Consider the following 21,768-nt stretch of genomic DNA (forward strand, 5'->3'; position numbering starts at 1 on the left):
CGTACCGCTATTCCGGCAGGGCCTGGCGGAGCCTGTGGCGCAGGGCCTGCACCGGTTCTGCCGGAAGACGGAAGGCCGCCGCGGCTTCTTCCAAATCGTCCGCAATCTCCCGCAGACGAAAGGGGAGCGGATCGGTGCGGAGAAAGCTCTCCAGCATCTGCTCGGCTTCCGTCCAGCGCCCGCGAGCGCACTGGATGACGAACAGCATCGCTGCTGAGTCCATGCGGGTCGAGAAGCCGACGGCGGGGACGTTGCGGTAGAGCTCCTCGGAGCACAGCAACTGTTCCTCCCAGCCCGGCTTGTTCGTCACACGCCGCACCAGGGCGATTTCATAACGCTTCCAGGCCTCAGTCGGTCCCGGCTTTTCCTGGGGCGTCAGGTCGGTGAGGGCGTCGTCGTAGCGGCCCAGGAGCCGGTACAGGCTGCCGCGGTGAGTCCTTGTCCAGACGCTGCCGGACTCCAGCTCGACGGCGCGGTCGAGGTCGGTGAGGGCCGTTTCGTAGCAGCCCTGAAGCCGGCGGACCTTCGCGCGGTCGATGTACGGCCAGGAGTGGTCGGGCCCCAGCTCGACGGCGCGGTCAAGATCCGTGAGCGCTTCCTCGAACCGGCCCATCCACCGGTACGTCTCACCGCGCTGGACATGGGCCCAAGGGTCATCGGCACGGAGCTCGATGGCCCGGTCGTGATCCGCGAGCGCCTCTTCGAAGCGCCCCATCTGTGCATATACCCGCCCTCTGGCAGTGTGTGATGAGGAATCGCCTGGCGCGAGGGCGATGACGCCGTTGCAGTCGGCAAGGGCCTCGGCGTAGCGCCCCAAGCGTGCAAGCAACCCACCTCGGTTGCCAAGAGGAACGGTAGCGCCGGGGTTGAGTTCGATCGCGCGGGTCACGTCTGCGAGAGCATCGTCATAGCGATACATGAAGATGCAGGTGGTGCTGCGGCGCAAATAGGCATCAGCGTTGTGGGGTTCGAGTTCGATGGCGCGGGTGAATCCGGCCATAGCTTCCTCGTGACAGCCTTTGAGCGTCTGCAACCACGCGCGACCTACGAGTGCGTGAGCCAGGTGGGGCTCCAGGTCGAGTGCGGCGGAGAAGTCGGCCAGAGCGGAGTCCTCGTCGTGCGCGTAGCCGAGTTCGCGTCCTCGCAGGGCGTGTGCCAGCGCACGGCCGTCGGTGTCGAGCCTCCCGCTGGTCAGCATGCGACTGAGCACGCCGATGATGCTGTGAGGCCTGTCTTCCAGGGCCGTCAGGGAATCCTCCCCCCACTGGGCCAAGGCCGGTGCGTCGGTGTCCTGACCGGCTCGGAGCAGGGTTTGTGACCAGCGGCGCAGGGCGGCGGGGCTGTAAGCATAGGCATGCAGGGTTTCGGTGAGGGCGGCGGGCAGGGCGCGGTGAGGGTGCGCGCAGAGCCGGTGGTAGGTCTCTCGCAGTCGGTGTTCCCGCCATCTCTGGTCCTGCCACCGCTGCTCCGGCATACGGTCATCGCTTTGTTCTTCCTGCCGGCGTCGCTGGGCGTAGGCGTCGGCCAGGAGCGTGTGCTGGTGCTGCCATTGCCCGGGTGACTGGACGCGCTGCAGGCGCAGCATGGCGTCGCGTACGACGTCGTGGTAGCGGCAGCGGCCGGACAGGTCGGTGACGAACGGGCGCTTCCGCAGCCAGTCGAACGCCTCCGCCCCCTTCTCCTCGCCGGTCAGCAGCCGGCAGATGTCTTCGTCCAGCTCCAGCGGCAGCGCGCACGCCAGTGCGGCGGCACGTCGGGCGGGATCGTTCTCCCAGCGCAGAAACCGTTCGACCGCGGTGCCGCTGGGGTCACCGACGTCCTCGGCGGAGACCGGACGGGACTCCGCCAGCAGATGCACCAGGACCGGCAGCCGCCCCGACAGCCGCAGAACGACCTCGATGACCTGCTCGTCATGGATCTCCTTGGCGGCCAGCAGCTGTCGCGCCTCGGCCTCGGTGAAGACGTGGAGTTCCAGTTCGCGCACCAGGTCCAGGTGGTCGCCCCAGACGATGGGGGAGAGGCGGCCCTGCCCGGCCGCGACCACCATCACACCGGCGGGCAGTTCTCCGTACCGTCCCTCGATGAGCGTGTCGCGCAGCCACGTATCGAGGAAGGTGCCGGTGTTCTCGTAGGTGTCGAAGAACAGCACCACCCGTTCCGCCCGCTGCGCCGCATCGACCAGGGCCCGAACAAAATGAGGCGTCAGCATCTCCAGCGGGGAGAGCACCAACTGGGCGTCGTTGCGGTTGTGGAAGCGGGCCGCGAGCGCCGCGCGGACCCGGTCGGCGCTCTGCGCCACCTGGGCGGCGTCGACCGCCCCGACCAACGGCCCCGCCCCCGGCAGCATCCCCAGCCCTGCCAGCCCGACCTGCGACGCCACCACGCTCACCGGCGAAGGGCCCGGCCCCGCCCCCGGCCCCGGTCCGCCACCGCTCGCCTCCTGCGACGCACCGTCCCCTTGCGGCACAGCAGCCGCGGACTCGGCCTCGTGGCGCCGCTGCCGGTACGCGGCCAGCGTCTTGTCGAAGTCCTTCGCACCCTGCCCCTGCCGCGCCAACTGGGCCATGACGGCTTCCATGGCTTCGATGACGTCGGCCACCGCATCGCCCACGTACGCGGTGACCGCGCCGTGCTCGCCCGCGATGGCCTCCCACCGCCGCACCAGCGTCGTCTTGCCGACGCCACCGGGCCCGCGCACATGGAAGAAGAAATCCGCCGCCTCGTCCTCCGGCGGGCACTCCAGGTTCTCCCGGAAGACCGACAACTCGCTGCGCCGCCCCACGAACCCGTCACGCCGCCGACGCCGGATCAACTCCCGCCGCGACACGCCCCGCTCCGCCACGTCCTGCTCCCCTCCCGGCGAACACTCGTGTCCATCATGGCCCGTTCCGGACAGCCGGGAGTCGAGAGTTGATTGCTTCATCAGTTACCAGTCACCAGTCGCCGATCACCCGGCACTAACCATCCGCCCCCGGCCCCCGACATCCGGCTCCCCCCACCCCCTCACATCAGCCACGCACGAACTCGCCGACCACCCCTCCCGATTCCCTGTGCCGTCTGCGGTCGCTCCGCCGGAGGAAGTGGAAGACGACCGCTGCCACGCCGATGGCGGCTCCGGCGGAGTACCAGGGGATGGACGGTCCGGCGTACGAGGCGACGACGAGGGCGAGTTGTGAGGCCGCCATCAGGCCCACATTCATCACGGCGGCGTACAGGCCCATGTTCCGCGACGTCGCCGCCGGGGGTGACAGGACCGAGACGTAATGGATGAGTCCGGGGAACACCATCATCTCGGCCGCTGTCCACAGCAGCGTCGTGAGGACCAGTGCGGGTCCCGTCTGCGCCACCCCCATGAGCGCGAAACCTCCGGCCGCCAGGACGTACCCGATGATCAGGGTGGGCAGGCTGCCGACGTTGCGCATCATGGTGTTCAGGGGGATCTCGAAGAGTACGACGGTTCCGGCGTTGACGGCGAAGACCAGGCCCACCCACATGGTCGGCAGGTGGAGGTAGTGCGGTATGTAGACGCTGAGGAAGATCAGCGGCAGGCCGTACGCGTAATGGATCGGGAGGCTGAGCAGGAGCAGGGTCCAGAAGCGTCTGCCGGAATGCCGCGGATTCGGTGCGGCGGTGGTTTCCTCCGCTGTCTCGGAGGACGTCGCTGTTCCGGACGGTGTTGCCGTTTCGGGCGGCGTCGGAAGGTCCCGCCCCGCCGTCGGCTGCCGCAACGCCCGGCTTCCCCACCGGGACGCAAGGCAGAGTCCCACGGCCACGGCGGCCAGCGCGTTCACGACGAACAGCACAGCGGGCCATCGGCCGAACAGGAAGGCGCCCACCACGGGGCCCGCCCCCATGCCCAGGTTGAAGGCGAGCCGGTTGAACGAGAACGCGATCTTCAGATCGCCTTCCGGGGACAGCCGGACCGTCTCCCCGTAGGAGGCGGGCATGAAGACCTCGTAGCAAAATCCCCATGCGAGCACGACCGCGGCGAGTGCCACGGGGGCGTGCACGTAGGGGAGTGCCATCACCATGACGGCGTTGCCCGCGAGACCGGCCTTCATCAGTGTCGAAGCGGTCAGCGCCCGCAGCAGTGGCCCGGAGCACAGGTCGGCCAGCAGTCCGCCGACGCTGTAGCACGCCACGATGAGGCCCACCGTTCCGATGGCGTACCGGTCCTGGTTCACCAGGTACGCCGTGAGGAACGGGAGGACCACGCTGCCGCCCTGCAAGATGAACGTGGCCAGGAACAGGACGCGGTTCCCGGGCCCGAGTCGGCGCACTGCCGCGACCGTGTTGCTGAGAACGTTGCTGAGAACGGACATCAGAGGCGGTATACCGAGTCCTTGAGCGTGCGGACACGTGCGTAGTCGGCGAGGATCGCGTCCTGGGTCGGTCCGGTCAGGTAGACGCGCATCGCGCAGGTGGCCGCGTCGACGGTCGGCCGGATCCGTTGTCCCGGGCTCAGGTGCAGGTCGACCCGGTGCACACTCGGCAGTGCGTTGATGGCGGCCAGCGTCTCCTCGTCGACGGCCTGGACGACGCCCTCCGCGGTCGTGGCGGCCATGTAGCAGATCGCAGGCCGGCGCCGCTCGCAGACCTTCCCGGCGTACGTCTCCAGGAATCCGGCGGGGTCCACGAACGCCATGGCGGCCAGATCCGCCTGGTTCTGCCCCAGGCAGATGTCGTGCAGGCTGGGCAGCATGCCGCCGTTCAGGCGTGCGCCGGTCTCCACCAGAACCGGCCCCCGCGAGGTCAGCTTCACCTCGCTGTGCGCCGCGCCGTGACGGATGTTCAAGGCGTCCAGCACGGTGAGCACATACGGAATCAACTCGGTCGCGGGGCCCTCGTCCGCGGGCAGCAGGATCTCCCTGTCGTACAGGTTCTTGCCGTCGGCCAGGGTCTTCTCGTACTTCCAGACGCTGTTGACGAAGCGCTGCCCGTCGCGGCTCACGGTGTCCACGACGTATTCCTCGCCGTCGAGGTACTCCTGAACCAGTACCTCCGTGTTCGGCAGGTCGAAGGCGTCCCGGCTCGCCAGGACCTCGTCGGCCGCCCGCCGGACCTCGTCGGCCGTCGCGCAGATGCGGACGCCGTCGGCGTTGCAGGAGCTCAGAGGCTTCACCACCACGGGGAAGACGCCGCGTCGGGTCGCCCATCGGACGGCCGCTTCCGCCGAGTCGGTCCGGTGCTGTTCCGCGCTGCGCACGCCGGCCGCGCGCAGCGTCTCGGTCATGACGAACTTGTTGCGGCGGGCCTCCGACCACCGGGAGCCGTTCGTGGGCAGGCCCAGCCCTTCGCTCAGCCGGTCGGCCAGCGGCACTCCGGGCTCCTGGCCCGCGATGACGCAGAGCGGGTCGTACTGCTTGAGGAGATCGAGAGTCGTCTCGTCATCGGTGTGCACGATGCTTTGCTCGTAGGCCGCCGGGTCCGGCGGATTCCACGAGGGGATCGGGTCGGCTGTGCTCTGTACGTGGATGACGCGGACGCCGTGGCGGGCGAAGGCCGCGGGATAGAACGCGGCGTTGTAATAGCCGTCCACGATGACGGCGACGGGGGCAACGGTCGGCATGGCATTCCTTGATCGGGTGCGGCCGGGCGGACGGCCGACGGCAGGGGCTGAATTGGTATCGGTCCCGGGAGGTGAGGATGCGGCGACGCCGGCCGCCGTCCGGCTGGACGACGGCCGGCGTCGTGCACTCAGCCGGCGGAGTGGGCCACGTCGCCGCGCAGCGCACCGGGCAGCGTCCCCGGCTCCGCCGGGTCCTCGGAGAGCGAGGTGGGCCGGTTGCGCTCGTCCACGAATACGACGCGCGGCGCGATGTCGCCCGCCGTCTCCTCCGGGCAGAGTCGGTAGGCGATGATGATCACCAGGTCGCCGACGCCGATCAGCCGGGCGGCCGCGCCGTTGATGCCGACGACGCCCGAGCCCTTCGGCCCCTTGATCAGGTACGTCGAGAGCCGGTTGCCGTTGTTGATGTCGACGATGTCGACCTTCTCGCCGGGCAGCAGTCCGGCCTGGTCCATGAGGTCCTCGTCCAGGGTGAGCGACCCCACGTAGTGCAGGTCGGCCTGGGTCACGGTGGCTCTGTGGATCTTGGACTTGAGCATGGTCAGGTACATGTGTCCTCCGTTGTCATCGGGCGTGGTCATCGGGTTGCGGCACGGTTCGCCGGCGGCAGGCCCGCCAGGCACCACTCAAGGACGCCCATGGCGCCGTACAGCTTGTGCTCCGCCTGCCGGAACGCGACGCTCCGGTCGCCGTCCAGGACGTCGGCGTCCACCTCCTGGCCCCGGTGCGCGGGCAGGTCGTGCATGAAGACCGCCGAGGGGAAACGTTTCATCAGAACGTCGTCCACGCGGAACGGTTCGAACGAGGTCATCCAGTCGGGGTCGTGCTTGACGGTTCCGGTGGTCTGCCACCGCGTCGTGTAGACGACATCGACGTCGTCCGGCAGGTCGTCCATGTCATGGCGTTCCTCGATCAGCGCCTGGTGCGCCGTGGCGTACTCGCCCGCCCGCTGGAGAGCGGGCTGCGGCAGGCCGTAACCGGGCGGAGTCCGTACGTACAGCTCCGTGCCGTGGTAGCGCGGCAGGGCGAGGCTCAGGGCCGCGGCGGTGTTGTTGCCTTCCCCCACGTAGAGCACGCGCAGGCCGTCCAGCCGGCCGAGCGTCGTGAGCATGGCCGACAGGTCGGTGACGGCCTGCGTGGGGTGCTCGTCCTCGGTCATCGCGTTGATCACGGACATGGTGTTCCAGGACGCGATGGAGCGCAGCTCGGCGGCTTCGGCCGAGGTGCGGGCGACCAGGGCGTCGAGCATGAGACCGAGGATCCGCCCGGTGTCGCCCGTCTCCTCGCCGGTGTTCTCCTGGAGGTCGCCCGGACCGTAAGCGACCAGTTGCGCGCCGAGTCGCAGGGCGCCGGCGGAGAAGGCGGTACGGGTGCGGGTGGACGTGGTGCGGAAGTAGGTCGCCACGACGCGGTCGGCGAGCGGGCGGTTCATCGGGACCGCGCCGCGCGCGTACGCGTGCGACCGGTCGACGATGGCGTACAACTCCTCGTCGCTGACATCGTTGAGCGACAGCAGATGCCGTACGGGAGTGGAGCGGTCCAACATTGTCTCCTCATTTGCGGGGCTGAAAAGTTCTTCGGATCGGGGGATCGGGAGATCGGGAGATCGGGGGCAGCGGGGACCGTCGCGAGGTGGCGCGGCGCAGCCGTACGGGGCTGGCCGTACCGAATGCGCCGCGCCGTCCGCAGGCGGGGGCCCACGCCGCGACGGTGTTCCGGCACCTGCTCGCGGGTCAGGTCCTCGCTCTGGTGGAGGACGGACCGGGACGCGCGCCGTCGGCGGACAGGCGGGCGAGCAGTCCGCGCGCCGACGTGCCGATGTGCGGGGGCCGCATCATGCCGTAGTGGTCGGCATCGACCACGTCCTCGGTCCAGGGACCGGAGGTGAAACGCTGCCAGTCCGTGCGGGCGACGCTTCCGTCCCGCAGGCTGGGGTCCGCGTAGACGACGTGCAGCGGCACGTGCAGCGGTGTGGGCTCCCAGCTCCGGAAGAGCGCCGTCTGGTGCCGGATCACATGGAAGTGCCGGAGCAGCGCGTCATGGTCGGTGGCGCTGCCGAGCGCCCGGGTCTGCTGCTGAACGGAGAGCAGCGCGTCCTCGTCGAGCGTCATCCCGTCCGGTACCGCCGAGAGAATCCCGGACACCAGCGGTGCGTGCTCCTGGAGGGCGTCGGCACCGAAGGCCGCCCGCAGGGCCATCCGGAGCGACTCCCGGTCGCCGAGGGGCTCCTCGGTGCCCACGCCGCAGTCCCACACCTCGGCGAAGTCGATGACGACGCCGCGCGCTTCCAGCTCGGCGGCGACCGCGAGGGCGATGTAGCCGCCCAGGGACCAGCCGAACAGCACCAGGCGCCGTGCGGGGATCCGCTCGGTGACCTCGTCGGCGTACTGCTTCACCAGATGCGCCAGATCGGCCGGTTCGGGACCGGCGTCGGCGGCCGAGGGGGAACGGATTCCCCACACGGTCAACGCCGCCGGAAGCAGACCCAGCAGCGGCTGGTACGAGTAGAGCGTGCCGCCGAGCGGGTGGAACATGACCATCGCGGAGTCGGCGCTCCCGGCCCCGGCGCCTTCTGCCAGCAGTACCGTCAGCCCGTCGTGGGCCTCGTCGGCGTCGGCGGGAGCGGCGTCGGCCGACAGCTCGCCCCGCACCGCCTCGGACAGGGCTGCGAGGGTCCGGCTGCTGAACACGGTCCGCAGCGGCAGCCGGACGCCGAACTCCCGCGTGATCTCCCGCACGAGGCGGCTGACGAGCAGCGAGTTCCCGCCGAGCGCGAAGAAGTCGTCGCTGCCCGAAATGGCCTCGCGGGGCAGCAGCCGGGTCCAGAGCGACGCCATGCGCCGCTGGACCGGATCCGTGAAGTCCTCTCGCACCGCCGGTTCCCGGTGGTCGTCGGCGAGGGCCGTGAGCGCCGCGGCGTCGAGTTTCCCGGCCGAGGTCCGCGGCAGGCGCGGCACGACCGAGAACGACGAAGGGACCATGTACGCGGGCAGGCGGGCCGCCGCGAAGGCGCTCACCGGTGCCGGGGCGCCGGACGGGTCGGTCAGGACGAGGGCCGCGTGCAGCCCCGCCGCGGCCGTACCGGGGTGCCGGACCACGACGGCGGCATCCACCACACCCGGCGCCGCCCGCAGCACCGCGGCGATCTCCGCCGGTTCGATGCGATAGCCCCGCAGCTTGACCTGGTCGTCGCCGCGCCCCAGGAATTCGAGGTTGCCGTCGCTCCGGTGGCGGACCACGTCGCCGGTCGCGTACATGCGCCTGCCGTCCGGGCCCTGGCGGAAGCGCTCGGCCGTGAGGTCGGGCCGGCCGACGTACCCGGTCGCCAACTGTGCGCCGGACAGGAAGAGCTCGCCGGGGAAGCCGTCCGGGACCGGACGCATCAGGGGGTCCATGACCTGCGCGGTCACTCCGGCGAGCGGCGGGCCGATGACCGGGCGGGCGTCGGCGTCCCGGATGCGGCAGCCGGTGGCGTTCACCGTGAACTCAGTCGGCCCGTAGACGTTGAACGCCCGGGTACCGGCCGTGGCGAGACGCCGCCACAGCCCGGCGGGCAGCGCCTCGCCGCCGATCACCAGAGTCTGCGGTACGTGTGCGCCGTCATCGAGCAGGCCCGCGTCCACCAGCGCACCCATATGGGTGGGGGTGCCGTCCAGCACGTCGATGGCGTTGTCGCGCAGAAAGGCGACCATGACATCGGGGTCCGCCCTGACCTTGTCCGGCACCGGGTAGAGCGTGTGCCCCGCGTGCAGCAACTGGGTGCCCTGCCAGGACGCGTCGAACGAGAACGGGGCATTGACCGCCACGCGTGCGGACTCCGGCAGCCCGTCGAAGGCCAAGCGGTCCATCGCCTGGCCGAACGCCGTCAGGCTGAGGTGGCGCACCGAGACGGGTTTCGGCGGACCGCTGGTCCCGGAGGTGAAGACGAGATAGGCGATGTCCTCCGGGCCGGGGCGTATCGCCGTCCCTGTCCCTGTCCCCGTCCCCGTCGATGGCGACGACGGCACGGTGCGGTCGTCGGTACGGGCCGCACCGTCCGCCGAGCTGTCCGCCGAGCTGTCCGCCGAGCTGATCACGGTGTGTACCGGCACGCGGCGCGCACCGGCGAAGGCAGGCGACACCTCGCTGTCGGCATCCACCAGCACCAGCCTGATTCCGGCCGCCTCCATCATCGAGCCGAGGCGGTCCGCGGGCAGGGCGGGATCGAGCGCGGCACAGGTGGCCCCTGCCGACCAGGCGCCGAACGACGCGCAGAGCTGGGCGGCGGACCGCCCGATTGCCACGCCGACGACGTCGCCAGGCCCGGCGCCCTGCGCGGTGAGTGCCTGCCCCACCAGGTCCGCGCGGCGGACGAACTCCGCGTAGCTCAGCGTCTCGTCGCCGAAGACCACCGCCGGACGGTCCGGGTGGCGTGCGGCCCGCGCGCGGACGGCATGCGGAAGCGGGACGAGGTCTCCGAGGTCCTGGGTACGGTCGGACTGCTCCTGTTGTGCGGACTCGCCCTCGGTCGGCTCGACGATCGGGAGGCGCTCCACCGCCGACGACGGGTCGGCACACAGCCCGGCGAGCAGCGTACGGAACGCCGTGGCCAGGGCCTGGGCGGTCGCCGCGTCGTAGAGCTCGGTGCGGTACTCCAGGTAGCTCTCCGCGCCGCGGGCGGCCCCGAGATGGAACGTGAAGTCGAACTTCGCCATTCCCGGATCGATCGGCAACCGTGCGGCGGCCACCCCGGGAAGGCGCAGCTCGGACGACTCGTAATGAAGTTCCAACGCCACCTGGAACAACGGGGCATGCCCGTCCCCGCGGCGTGGCAGCCGCCCCAGGATCTCGTCGAACTCGACGCCGGTGTGCTCCATCGCGTCGAGCACGGTCTCGTGCGCCGAGCGCAGCAGCTCGCCGGCCGGAGCCGCACCGTCCACGCCGAAACGCAGGGGAATGGTCTTCATGAAGTAGCCGACCGCGTCGTCCGCGTCCGCTGCCGAGCGCATGTTCATGGTGCTGCCGAGCAGCAGATCGTTCGAGCGGGCGAACCGGGACAGGACGACCGACAGCGCCGTGGACACGACCGCGAACGGCGAAACCCGCGACGCCGCGGCCGCGGCCCGCACCTGGTCGAACCAGGCGTCGTCCAGCGGTACGGGGCACCTGGCCCCCAGATGTCCGGCGAGCGGCCCGCCCACATGGTCGGTCGGCAGCAGCGACTGGTCCGTGACGCCGCCCAGCTGCCCCTGCCAGTAGTCGAGGTCGGCCTGCTCCTGAGCCGTGTCCACGTCCTCCCGCAGCGACCGCTGCGCCTCGAAGGGATCGGCGTGGGCCGGGGGGAGAGCGGTACCGGCGTACAGTGCGCCCAGTTCCTCGAACAGCACACGGAAGCTGTCCCCGTCGCACACCAAGTGGTGCAGCACCAGGACGAAGAGCCACTCCTCGTCGGCACATCGGATCAAGTGAGCGGCAGCCAGCGGTCCGTCGCTGAGGTCGAAGGTGCTGCGCGCCGCCTCGGTGACGGCCCGCATGCCCTGCTGGAGGGCCTGCTCGTACGGATGCCGGCGCAGGTCCAGCTCTTGGCAGGGGAACGGGCCGGCCGGCAGGACGCGGACCAGCGGCTGCTCGTCCTCGTCCGGTGCGACCGTCGTGCGCAGGGCCGGGTGCCGTTCGTAGAGTGTGTCCAGGGCCCGCCGCAGGGCGGCGGTGTCCAGAGGTCCGGTCAGCCGGAAGCCCTCTGCCTCGGTGTAGACGGGCAGATCCTGCGTCAGTCTGCTCGCCATCCACACCGGTCGCATGATGGCCGGGAGAGGCCGGGGTTCAGCGGTGTCGTGCATGCGTGATCATTCTCCAACGAGGTGCCTACGACTGCGGGCGGGCGGGTTCCGAGAGCGCGAGGGCTTGTGCCACGGCCTCCGACTGGGCGCCCAGCGTCGCCCTTCGCATGAGCTGCACGGCGTTCAGCCGGACGCCGAAGCGGGACCGGATCTCCTTCGTCATGCGCATGACGTCCAGAGACGTGCCGCCCAGCGCGAAGAAGTCCGCCTCCTCGCCGTGCGGCGGAGCACCCAGCAGGTCCCGCCAGATGCCGGCCAGCACGTCGGTCACCCCGTGCACTCCGTCGTCGGACGGTCCGGACCCGGGTTCGGGTGCCGGAGCCGGAACGGGGAGCTCGGCCAAGGCGCGTCGGTCGACCTTGCCGTTCGGCGTGCGAGGCCACTCGCCGACGGTCACGTACGCGGAGGGCAGCATGTGCCGGGGGAGCCGCGCCGCCGCATGGGCTCGCAGCCGCGTCTCGTCCACGACCGCGTCCCGCGCCGGCCGCACACAGGCGACCAGCCGCCGGTTCTCACCGGTCCCGTGCGGCATGACCACCGCCTCGGCGACGGACGGTTCCTCCGCCAGCCGGCTTTCGATCTCGCCGGGTTCCACCCGGTGGCCGCGAATCTTGATCTGGTGGTCGACGCGTCCCGTCAGCTCCAGATCCCCGGCCGCGTTCAGCCGTCCGGTGTCTCCGGTGCGGTAGAGCCGCCCACCGGGCGGGCCGAACGGGTCAGGCACGAAACGCTCGGCCGTGAATCCCGGCTGCCGGGCGTAGCCGCGCGTGACTCCACCGCCGCCGATCCAGATCTCTCCCTGCATCCCGGGGGCGACCGGCCGGCGCTCTCCGTCCAGGAGGTGAAGCGTGGTGTCCGGCAGCGGCTTGCCCACGGGGACAACGCCCTCGTCGGCGCCCGTGACCGGGTGAGCGGTCGACCAGATGGTGGTTTCGGTGGGCCCGTAGATGTTCCACACGTGCTGCGCCCCCGCGCACAGGCGCGCCGCCAAGGACGGGGACAACGGCTCGCCCCCGCACAGGGCGACCCGCAGACCTCCGTTCCACCCGCCGTCGAGCAGCATGCTCCAGGCCAAGGGCGTGGCCTGGACCACGGTCACCCGACGTTCGGCCATCAGCTCGCTCAGCGCCTGGCCGTCCAGAATCTGCTGGTCCTCGGCGATCACGACGGATCCACCGGACACGAGCGGGAGGAACAGGTCGACGAGGACCGGGTCGAACGAGGGCGAGGTGAGGGAGAGCCACACGTCATCGGGGCCCGGACCGACCACGGACGCCATCGACAGCACGCCCTTGACCAGGCAACGGTGGTCCGCGGCCACGGCCTTGGGCCGGCCGGTGGAACCGGAGGTGTACATCAGGTACGCCAGATCGTCCTGCCCGGCACGCGGGCGCACCTCCGCAACCGCGGCGTCTGCGGCGTCTGCGGTGTTCGAGGTGTCCGCGTGCGACGGGTACGCGCCGGTGTCCGGCTCGTCCAGCAGGAGGACCTCGGCCGACTCCGCGCCACCCGTCAGCCTGCCGACCGTGAGAACGACCCGCGCCTCGCTGTCGCGCAGCATGTAGTCCTGGCGCTCCGCCGGATAAGCCGGATCGACGGGTACGAACGCGGCGCCTGCCAGGAGCACCCCGAGAAGGGCCACGGGAAGGTCGGCCGAGCGGTCGATCCGCACCGCGACCCGCTGCCCGGGGCCGATGCCGTGCCGTTCGAGCCGGTCCGCCACCGCTGACGCGGCACCGATCAGTTCCCCGTAGGTCAGCGACCGCCGGCCGCAGCGCACGGCCACCCGGTGGGGCGTGCGGCCTGCCTGTGCGGCGACGAGTTCGGGTATGCCCTGGGCCGGCCAGGGCGGCTCCATGGGTACGTCCGGCATCGTGACCGGAACCTCTGACGATGTCATTCCACGGCTCCGGAGGTGGTGAGGGACTTGCCGCGCGCGGCCTGCCGGTCTACGTCCAGGCCGTAATTCCGCTGAACCCAGTCGGGTTCGTACACCGAGTCGAGGTAGCGCTCCCCGAGGTCCGGAGAGATGGCGACCGCCGTGCAGTTCGCCCGCGGGCGCTTCTCGGCCAGCCATTGCACGGCGCCCGTCACCACCGTCCCGGTGGAACCGCCGAACAGGTATCCGCGCGACGCCAGTTGATGGCACGTCCGGATGGTCTCGTATTCGGGTACGACGACCACGTCGTCCACGAGCGACTCGTCCAGCAGCTGGGGCCGTACACCCGCTCCCAGTCCCGGAATCATCCGCCGGCCCGCCGGACCGCCGAAGGAGACCGACCCCACCGAGTCGACGGCCACGATGGTGACGTCGGGCCGGTTCTGGCGGAAATACCGGGCGCAGCCCATCAGGGTGCCCGTCGTTCCCGCCCCGACGAACAGGACGTCCAGCTGCTCGAAATCACGCGAGAGGGCCGGGGCGGTCTTCCGGTAGTGGGCCATCCAGTTGCTCGGGTTCGCGTACTGGTTCAGCCATACGTAACGGTCGTCGGAAGCGCACAACTTCCGCAGGTACTCCAGGCGGGCACCGAGATAACCACCCTCGTGCTGCGGATCGGTGACCGTGTGCACCAGGCACCCGAAGGATTCCATCAGCTCGCGGGTGGCCCTGTTGCACCGCGCGTCGGTCACGCAGACGAACTGGTAGCCGCGGCTCGCGGCTATCATGGCCAACGCCACGCCGAGATTTCCGGACGATGACTCGACGATGACGGAGTCCCGGGAGAGCAGTCCGCTCCGTTCCGCGGAATCCACCATCTCGACCGCGGCCTTCAGCTTGACGGAGCCGGCGAAATTGAATCCTTCGCACTTCAGGTAGAGCGACTCGGACGCCATGGGGCTCAAGTCGACATATAAGTCTTCCACGTTGAACTCGTCAGGGCTGGCGATGATCGGCACATCGCACCCCCGTCCTCAGGCGAAGCGAGCCGTCACGTGCGTCGTGTGCCTCACGGACGTCATGGGCATGATGTGCGTCACCCATGACGCCGGACCTCGGAGAAGAACTCGTCCACGACCATCAAATCGCCGGACCTGCGCAATTCGTCCCAGACGAGTTTGCCCACCGCGAGGTCCAGGACGCCCAGACCGAACGGGGAAAAGATGACCGGCCGGTCCTGGGGGACCTGTACGTCACCACGTATGACCTCGGACAGCGTGCCGGTGATGAAGTCCCGGTTCCCGGTCCGCTGCTCGGCCAGGTGCGGTGAGGTGTCCGCCTTGAGGCAGTGCTCGACATCGTCCAGGATGTTCGCCGAGCCGAGAATGATCTCCGGGGACAGGTCGCGCAGCGAGACGTGCAGCACCAGCGGATGGTGCGCGAACCACTCGGGGGCGTGTACGTGCGGGGTGCCGGCGACCGTCGCGAACACCACCAGGTCGGAGGACTTGATCAGGCTTTCGGCGCTGTCGTGGAGCACGACGTCGCGGGCGCCGTCCGTTCGCTGCAGGTATGCGCGGAAGCTCGAACCGTGTTCCACGGACAGGTCGTGGATGCCGACACTGTCGAATTCCCATCCGGTGCCCGCCAGATAGGTGTGGATGTACCGCGCGATCAGTCCCGTACCGATGAAGCCGATACGCGTGGCCCGGCCCCTGGTCTGGCTGAGCCGGTCGGCGGCGAGTGCCGCGGAAGCGGCGGTCCGCACCGCGCTGATGATGGAACTCTCCAGGCAGGCGAACGGATATCCGGTCTCCGGATCGTTCAACACCAGTACGGCGGAGGCGCGCGGAATTCCGTGCCGGACGTTGTCCGGGAAGCTGGATATCCACTTGATGCCGTCCACGCCGGAATCCCCGCCGAGAGCCGCGGGAAGCGCGATGATGCGCGAATTGGGCCGGTCGGGGAAGCGAAGAAAATAAGAGGGGGGATTGACGGTCCCGCCGGCGTCGTGCAGTCGGTAGGTGTCGGACACCAGATCGACGACCATGTCTTCCCGGCCGGTCAGCACCTTCTTGACCTGGGCGCCGGATATGACGCTGAACGAAGGAATGCCAGGGTGTTCCTGGGAATTCTCCGTCCCGTCCCCTTGCGGCTGGATATTCACCGGAGGTCCTCCCCTGTCCTTGTCGCGGAACGCGCAGGCAAAAGAGTTCGGACTAAATATCCGGATGGCGAAGGGACGTGCCTGATCATTGCTTCACTTTCTTCGGTGCTGACTCATTGCGGCGCAACGCCCGGATCGCGCCGGGCATACCCCGGTCACGTGCATCGGGAGCATAGGCGGGGCGGCGTCACAAGGATGGTGTGGGAAACAAAGACCGGTCGCAACATGGCGTACGTCACACCGGCTCCGCGTTTTTCTGGCGGGTAAAAAGGAGGTAAAGTGCGGCGGAGGTATTGAACCCGGAGTCTAGGTAATTGTGTGTTTGAGGTGAGGTCGGATGGTTCACGGAGCGGGAACTTCGGGACGGCCGGCCGCGGATCTGCTCGGCGCCGTGGACGCGGAGGCGGGCCCTGTGGGCCGTGGTGGTGACACGGCGCATTCCGCAGGGCCCGCCCCACGGCTCACCAGGTCACGGGGACCTCGGCCGGCATGATCGCCATGCGGTTCGGGTGCCAGGAGACGTCTGCTGGCGGTACGGCCAGCCGGATGTCCGGCAGGCGGGCGAGAAGGACGCGGAAGGCGGTGTCGGACTGGCGGCGGACCAGGTGGGCGCCGGGGCAGTGATGGCGGCCGTAGCCGAATCGCAAGTGCGGGTTGGGGGAGCGGGTGGGAGTGAAGGACTTGGGGTCCGTGAAGGCGGTGGAGTCGAAGTTGACGGCGTCCAGGGAGAGCAGGATCATTTCGCCCTCCTTCACCTGAGCCGGCCCCAGGTCCGCGTCCCGGGTCACGAAGCGGGGTATCGCGTTGCCCAGGACGACGCTGCACCGCAGCAGCTCTTCCACGCACTGCGGCATCGTCTGCGGCCGGGCCCGCACGGCGTCCATGACCTCGGGGTGCTGGAGCAGATTGAAGGCCCCCACGCCCAGGAAGCTCGCGAAGTCCTCGTAACCACTGACGAACAGAACGGCCAGGATGTTCGACAGCTGCCGGTCCGTCAGTTTCCGGTCCGTCGGTTTCCGGTGCGTGGCGTTGAGGTCGGCGAGGCGGTCGGCGAGGCCACGCGGCTCGCCGGGGCGGCGCCCGGCCATGTGCGCGTCCATGTACGCACGGATCTCCTCCCAGTTGCGGGCGAGCTCCTCGGGAGCCGGGGTGACCATGGTCAGGTCCAGGTCGGCCCGTACGGTGAGCCAGTCGTGGTCCGCGAAGGGCAGACCGAGGAGCCGGCACATGCACTGGGCGGCGACCCACTGCGCGAAATGACGCTGGAGGTCGCCGGGGCTGCCCTGGCCGACCATGGCGTCCAGGCCCTCCGCGGTGATGCCCGCGACCCAGTCGGCGGGCAGTTCGGGCTGGTCGCGGCCGAGGGACCGGAGGACCTCGTCGCGCAGCCCGGCCCGGTCGAGGTGGTTCATGGCGTCGAGCAGTTCGGGCGCCAGGATCGGGGTGTCCTGGGCGGGGCGGTCCGTCTCGGCCAGCGCGGAGCGGGCGAACGAACGGTCCCGCAGTACGCGCCGGGCCATTTCGTAGCCGGTCACCAGCCACGCCTGTTCGCCGGAATTGGTCCTGACCTTCGCCACGGGGCAGCGGCCGCGCAGCTCGTCGAGCTCAGGCGCGAGCCGGTCGCCCTTGGTGCTGAAGGGGTAGTGCGGCAGTGGCTCGTCGTGCGCGGCCGGACCGGGGGCGGGCGCTTGCGGCGGTGTGGTCACGTGGTGAGTGCCTCTCTGCGAGTCGGTCGTGCGGTCGGTTTCGTTTCCAGGGCCCGGCGCCGGGGTTCACCAGCGGACGGGGAGCCTGGCCGGTGCGCGCAGCGGGGTGGATTCGTCCCAGTCGACGGTCTGGGCCGGTACGGCCAGTTCGATTCCGGGCAACCGTTCCAGCAGGACCTGGATCGCGATGGTGAGCTGCATCCGCGTCAGGTGCCCGCCGGTGCACGCGTGCGGCCCGTGCCCGAAGGCGACGTGCGCGTTGGGGGTCCGTGCCAGGTCGAGGCGGTCGGGCTCGGCGAACGCCGCGGGGTCGCGGTTGGCGGACGCCGGTACGGGCACGACCGCGTCACCGGCACGGATGTGCTGCCCGTGCAGGGTGAGGTCCTCGGTCGCCACGAGGATGTTGATGGCGTTCATCAGCGGGACGTACCGCAGCAGTTCCTCCACCGCGGCGCCGGTCCGCTCGGGCACCTCGCGCAGCGTTCGCAGCTGCTCGGGGTGGGTGAGCAGCGCGAGCAGGGCGTTGCCCGTGTGCTGGATGTTGGTCTTGTAACCGGCCATGAGCATGGTGACGACGAAACTGACGACGTCGTCCCGGGTGATCCCGCTCCCGGACCGGCGGGCCTCGGCCAGCAACAGGCGGATGTAGTCGTCGCCGTCGCCGTCGTCCTCCTTGCGGGCGATGAGTTCACCGGCGTAGTCCTGCAGGGCGTACAGGGCCGCGAGTACCTCCTCCATCGTCAGTCCCGACGCGCCCAGCAGCGCGAGGGTGTGCGGCAGGTAGATCCCGCGGTCCTCGTACGGCAGCCCGACGGTCTCGCACAGCACCCGCAGGGGCAGCGGCTCGGCGTAGGAGGCGACGAGATCCGCCGTGCCGCCGTCCGCCCCGGCCACCATCGTGTCGATGAGATCCTCGGCCATCGTGCGGATCCGGGGTTCCATGAACGCCAGCTGCCGGCGGCCGAACATCGGCAGGACGGTACGGCGGACACGCTCGTGATGCGCGCCGGTCATCTCCAGGAAGGTCGGCAGGCACGGCGGCGGGGCGTCGCCGCCCTCGCGCGGCGGCCAGGCCGACAGCAGCGGCCGTACGAGCCGGGGGTCGGCGAACGCGGCACGCACGTCCTCGTAGCGGCTGAGGAGCCAGCCGGTCTCGCCGTTGGGAAGCTGCGCCTTGACGACGGGCGCCTCGGCACGCAGGCGGGCGTAGGCGCACGGCGGCCCGGCGGTACCGGGTTCGACCTCCGGGACCGGGACGAGGGTTTCGGGGGCTTCGGACTGGCTCATGGGGTGGTCTCCGGTCCCGTCGTGGAGGTGCACGGTGTGGTCCGCCCCGGCGCGGGCGCGGGCGCAGGTAGGGATGCGGGCGCGGGCGCGGATATGTGCGCGGGCGCGGGCGTCGGGCGCGTGAGGTAACCGGAGGTGAAGAAGTACTCCAGGTAGCGGTCCAGCAGGGCGGAGTCCACCGGCGGGCAGTGCAGCCCGCTGCCGGCCAGCGCCTGGTCGACGTTGCGGCGTCCCAGGACGGGGAAGGTCCCCTTGAGGTACATCTCCTTGACCGACATGTCGGCGGTGCGGCTGCGGTCCACGCACAGGGACACGAACGGCGCCGTGGCGGTCGTCGGGTTCTCGGCGACGTGACGCACCAGCTCGCCGACCCATGCGTCGTACGGCAGGGTGCCGAGGCGGAAGCCGGCCGCGCGCATCCGGTCCAGGACGTCCGACAGCATCGCCGGGCGCGGGTTGGTCAGGTGGTAGACCTGGCCTTCGGCCGGTCGGTGGGTGGCGATGTGGACCAGGGACTCGACGAGATGGTCGACGGGGACGAAGTCCATCGGGAGCTCGATGTCGGGTGCCAGTCCCGTATCGGCGATCATCTTGAACAGCGAGCAGATGGCCGTCTCGGTGTTGCACACGCCGTGCGCCCGGTCGCCCGTGACCTCGTACGGCCGGTACACGGCCACCGGCAGGCCCTGCTCGGCCGCCCGCCGCAGCACTCCTTCGGCGACCCACTTGCTCTCCGCGTAGCCCATGGTCAATCCCTCGGCATGGGCCGGCGGCAGGTCCTCGTCCACCTCGCGCACCCCGGCGGCGCCGAATCCGGCGACGACCGCGACGGTGGAGACGAAGTGCACCGGCACCCGGCGGGGCGCGGCGATCCGGATGACCTCGCGGGTTCCTTCGACGTTCGCCGGGCGCAGCTGCCGGTAGGGATAGAGGAAGTTGACCCGGGCGCCGTTGTGAACGATCAGGTCCAGGCAGCGGGCCAACGCGTCGGCGTGGTCGGCGTCGAGTCCCAGCCGCGGCTGGGTCAGGTCCCCGGGGAAGCACTCGACGCGCTGCCAGTCGGCGCCGTCGAGGTGCAGACCGTAGCGGGTGAGCGCGGTACGGATGCGCTGCCGGGCGTGGGCGGGACTCGTCGCCCGTACGGGGCAGTGGATGCGGGTGGCGGGCGTCGCGTGCAGCAGGCGGTGCAGCAGGAAGGCGCCGACGAATCCGGAAGCGCCCGTGAGGAGGACGTCCCGCGCGTCGTGCGGTCGGGGGGCCGGGCCCTCGGCAGGCGGGAGGCTGAAGCCGAGTGCGGTTTCCTCGACGAAGTCGACGGCCGGTTCTTCCGCGCCCGCCGGTCCGCCTGCGCCGTCGCCGGCCCGGTGTTGGCGGGCCTGGTGTACGGCTTCGGTGAAGCGTTCGAGGGTGGGCGCGGCCAGTAAGGCCCTGATGAGGGCGGAGCCCAGAGCGGCGTCGAGGCCGAGCACGGTCAGGGTCCGGGTGACGGCCTCCGAGGCGAGCAGGGAGTCACCGCCGAGGAGAAAGAAGTCGTCCTGGGGCGTGGGCCGGACGCGCAGCACCTGCTCCCACACTTCGGTGAGGAGGCCGAGCAGGCCGGGGGAGACCTCCGGCTCGTCCGGGCGCTGCGCGGTCGCCGTGGCGTCACCGGGGCCGGGCGGGGATGCGACGGGTTTCCGGCCTGTGCCGGTCCGGGCGCCCGCTGCGGGCGGTGGTGTGGCGGACTCCTGGCCGGTACGGCTGTCCGGGCCGGACAGCAGTGCGGCGGACTTCAGACGGGTGCGGTCGATCTTGCCGCCGCTGGTCACCGGGAAGCGGTCCAGGGGCACCAGCGCCGGAACGGCCTGCGGCGGCAGCCACTCGGCGCAGTACGCGCGGAGCGCGGGCAGCGGCAGCAGGCGGCCGGGAGCGGTGGCCGTGACGTAGGCGGTCAGGCCGTGCGCGTCGACTTCGACGGCCGCTTCGCCGACCTCGGGATGGGCTCGTAATCGGGTCTCCACCTCGTCGAGCTCGATGCGTGCACCGCGGAGCTTGACCTGGCGGTCGAGCCGCCCGCGGGACTCCAGCAGGCCGTCGGCGTGCCGTACGACCCGGTCGCCGGTCCGGTACAGCAGCCCGCCCGGTTCCACCGAGGGCAGCGCCACGAAACGCTCGCCGGTCAGCTGCGGGTCGCCGAGATAGCCCAGGGCCAGCCCGTCCCCGCCGACGTACAGCTCCCCTTCCTCACCCGGACCGGCGGGCGAGCCGTCGGCCCGCAGGACGTGGCAGGTGGAGGCGCCGAAGGGGCGTCCCAGCGGAACGTGCGCGGCGTTTTCGGGCAGCGGGCCGAGTACGTGGGCGGTGGAGACCACGGCGTTCTCGGTCGGGCCGTAGAAGTTGACCACCGTGGTGCCGGGGCAGGCCGCGAGGACGGCGTTCGCCAGGCGCGGGTCCATCGCCTCCCCGCCCGCGGAGACGAAACGCAGCGGGGCCAAGGCCGCGGGCCGCGTCCGGGCGACGAGGTGGAAGACGCTCGTCGTCAGATAGGCCATGGTCACGTCGCCCGCACGGAACAACTGCTCAAGAGCCGTGGGCGAGAGCAGTTCCTCGCGGTCGGCGACGATCAGGCACGCGCCGGTCAGCAGGGCGCCCCAGATCTCGATCGTCGAGGCGTCGGAGGACAGCCCGTAGGCGTGCAGCACCCCGTCGCCCGGTGCGGGCGGGGCGAGCCCGGGGTCCGACAGCACGAGGCGGACCACGCCGCGGTGGGTGAGCGCGACCGGCTTGGGGCGGCCGGTGGTGCCGGAGGTGAAGGCCACGTAGGCGCAGTCGGTGGCGGATCCGGTGCGCGACGCGTCGGCACGGGGGGCGTCGTCGGGCCGGTCGAGAGAACCGAGCCCGACGGACACGCGTAGACCTCGCACCCGGCGCGTACTGCCCGGCAAGGTGACCGCGGCACTGAGCCCCGCGTCCTCGGCCATCGCCCGCAACCGGGCGGGCGGAAGATCCTCGTCCAGCGGTACGTACGCGCAACCGGCCTTGAGAATGCCCACCAGCGCCACCAGCGCTTCCAGCGAGCGGCTGCCGCACACGCCGACCAGGTCACGGGGCCGGACTCCACGAGCGGCCAGGCGCGCCGCCAAAGCGTCGGCGTGGGCGTCGAGTTGTCCGTAGGTCAGCGTGCGCTCCCCGTGCCGGGCCGCCGGGGCGTGCGGCCGCGCCGCCGCCTGGGCCTCGAACAGCTCCGGAAGGAGGCTGTCCCTGGGGTAGCCGGGGGAGGGGGCACCGGTGTCCCGGGCCGGCGGCCGGGAGAACGGGCGTACGGAAACGGAGGTGTCGGTCATCGAGTCTCTTTCGCTCCA

12 protein-coding genes are annotated in these 21,768 nt (G+C 70.6%); all 12 read right to left on the reverse strand.

The features are described from left to right. Positions 1 to 7: 7 nt before the first annotated feature. The 12 genes from A6A06_RS23190 to A6A06_RS23245 all read right to left on the reverse strand — a co-directional run bounded on the left by A6A06_RS23190 (position 8) and on the right by A6A06_RS23245 (position 21,750). A complete protein-coding gene (locus A6A06_RS23190; RefSeq protein WP_073763163.1) occupies positions 8 to 2,842 on the reverse strand; it encodes a tetratricopeptide repeat protein in 2,835 nt (944 codons plus the stop codon). 166 nt (positions 2,843 to 3,008) lie between these two features. Next, the gene (locus A6A06_RS23195; protein ID WP_073763164.1) at positions 3,009 to 4,322 is read right to left on the reverse strand and encodes an MFS transporter; all 1,314 of its coding nucleotides are present in this window, start codon (positions 4,320 to 4,322) and stop codon (positions 3,009 to 3,011) included. Further along, positions 4,322 to 5,569, reverse strand: coding sequence for an ATP-grasp domain-containing protein (locus tag A6A06_RS23200; protein ID WP_073763165.1), 1,248 nt, complete (start codon positions 5,567 to 5,569; stop codon positions 4,322 to 4,324). The genes A6A06_RS23195 and A6A06_RS23200 overlap by 1 nt, the downstream gene beginning before the upstream one ends. 128 nt (positions 5,570 to 5,697) lie before the next feature. After that, positions 5,698 to 6,120, reverse strand: a complete 423-nt coding sequence (gene panD, locus A6A06_RS23205) for an aspartate 1-decarboxylase (protein ID WP_073763166.1) — start codon at positions 6,118 to 6,120, stop codon at positions 5,698 to 5,700. Between the two features lie 26 nt (positions 6,121 to 6,146). After that, complete coding sequence (locus tag A6A06_RS23210) at positions 6,147 to 7,115, reverse strand: ornithine carbamoyltransferase (RefSeq protein WP_073763167.1); 969 nt, start codon at positions 7,113 to 7,115, stop codon at positions 6,147 to 6,149. A gap of 187 nt (positions 7,116 to 7,302) precedes the next feature. After that, the gene (locus A6A06_RS23215) at positions 7,303 to 11,334 is read right to left on the reverse strand and encodes a non-ribosomal peptide synthetase (protein WP_242440879.1); all 4,032 of its coding nucleotides are present in this window, start codon (positions 11,332 to 11,334) and stop codon (positions 7,303 to 7,305) included. A 79-nt stretch (positions 11,335 to 11,413) separates the two neighbouring features. Continuing rightward, complete coding sequence (locus tag A6A06_RS23220; RefSeq protein ID WP_242440880.1) at positions 11,414 to 13,288, reverse strand: non-ribosomal peptide synthetase; 1,875 nt, start codon at positions 13,286 to 13,288, stop codon at positions 11,414 to 11,416. After that, positions 13,285 to 14,286 carry a 2,3-diaminopropionate biosynthesis protein SbnA gene (gene sbnA / locus A6A06_RS23225; RefSeq protein ID WP_073763170.1) on the reverse strand — a complete coding sequence of 334 codons (1,002 nt, stop codon included), beginning with the start codon at positions 14,284 to 14,286 and terminating at the stop codon, positions 13,285 to 13,287. The genes A6A06_RS23220 and sbnA overlap by 4 nt, the downstream gene beginning before the upstream one ends. 77 nt (positions 14,287 to 14,363) lie before the next feature. After that, positions 14,364 to 15,434 (reverse strand): 2,3-diaminopropionate biosynthesis protein SbnB, encoded by a 1,071-nt coding sequence (sbnB, locus tag A6A06_RS23230; RefSeq protein ID WP_079194249.1) that lies wholly within the window; start codon positions 15,432 to 15,434, stop codon positions 14,364 to 14,366. A 461-nt stretch (positions 15,435 to 15,895) separates the two neighbouring features. Continuing rightward, on the reverse strand, positions 15,896 to 17,140 hold the full coding sequence (locus A6A06_RS43560) for a cytochrome P450 (protein WP_073763171.1): 1,245 nt from the start codon (positions 17,138 to 17,140) through the stop codon (positions 15,896 to 15,898). 66 nt (positions 17,141 to 17,206) lie between these two features. Further along, positions 17,207 to 18,427: a cytochrome P450 family protein gene (locus A6A06_RS23240; RefSeq protein ID WP_073763172.1), complete on the reverse strand. Its 1,221-nt coding sequence runs from the start codon at positions 18,425 to 18,427 to the stop codon at positions 17,207 to 17,209. Then, entirely contained in the window at positions 18,424 to 21,750 is a 3,327-nt protein-coding gene (locus A6A06_RS23245; RefSeq protein ID WP_079194250.1) for an amino acid adenylation domain-containing protein, read from the reverse strand. The genes A6A06_RS23240 and A6A06_RS23245 overlap by 4 nt, the downstream gene beginning before the upstream one ends. Between the last annotated feature and the right edge of the window lie 18 nt (positions 21,751 to 21,768).

The organism is Streptomyces sp. CB02923 (assembly GCF_001905005.1).
GTDB lineage: Bacteria > Actinomycetota > Actinomycetes > Streptomycetales > Streptomycetaceae > Streptomyces.

Excerpts from the sequence above, each read along its gene's own strand:
- panD (WP_073763166.1), bottom strand. The coding sequence starts at position 6,120 with ATGTACCTGACCATGCTCAAGTCCAAGATCCACAGAGCCACCGTGACC.
- A6A06_RS23215 (WP_242440879.1), bottom strand. The coding sequence starts at position 11,334 with ATGGCGAGCAGACTGACGCAGGATCTGCCCGTCTACACCGAGGCAGAG.
- A6A06_RS23240 (WP_073763172.1), bottom strand. The coding sequence starts at position 18,427 with ATGAGCCAGTCCGAAGCCCCCGAAACCCTCGTCCCGGTCCCGGAGGTC.
- A6A06_RS23195 (WP_073763164.1), bottom strand. The coding sequence starts at position 4,322 with ATGTCCGTTCTCAGCAACGTTCTCAGCAACACGGTCGCGGCAGTGCGC.
- A6A06_RS23245 (WP_079194250.1), bottom strand. The coding sequence starts at position 21,750 with ATGACCGACACCTCCGTTTCCGTACGCCCGTTCTCCCGGCCGCCGGCC.
- A6A06_RS23210 (WP_073763167.1), bottom strand. The coding sequence starts at position 7,115 with ATGTTGGACCGCTCCACTCCCGTACGGCATCTGCTGTCGCTCAACGAT.
- A6A06_RS23220 (WP_242440880.1), bottom strand. The coding sequence starts at position 13,288 with ATGACATCGTCAGAGGTTCCGGTCACGATGCCGGACGTACCCATGGAG.
- A6A06_RS23200 (WP_073763165.1), bottom strand. The coding sequence starts at position 5,569 with ATGCCGACCGTTGCCCCCGTCGCCGTCATCGTGGACGGCTATTACAAC.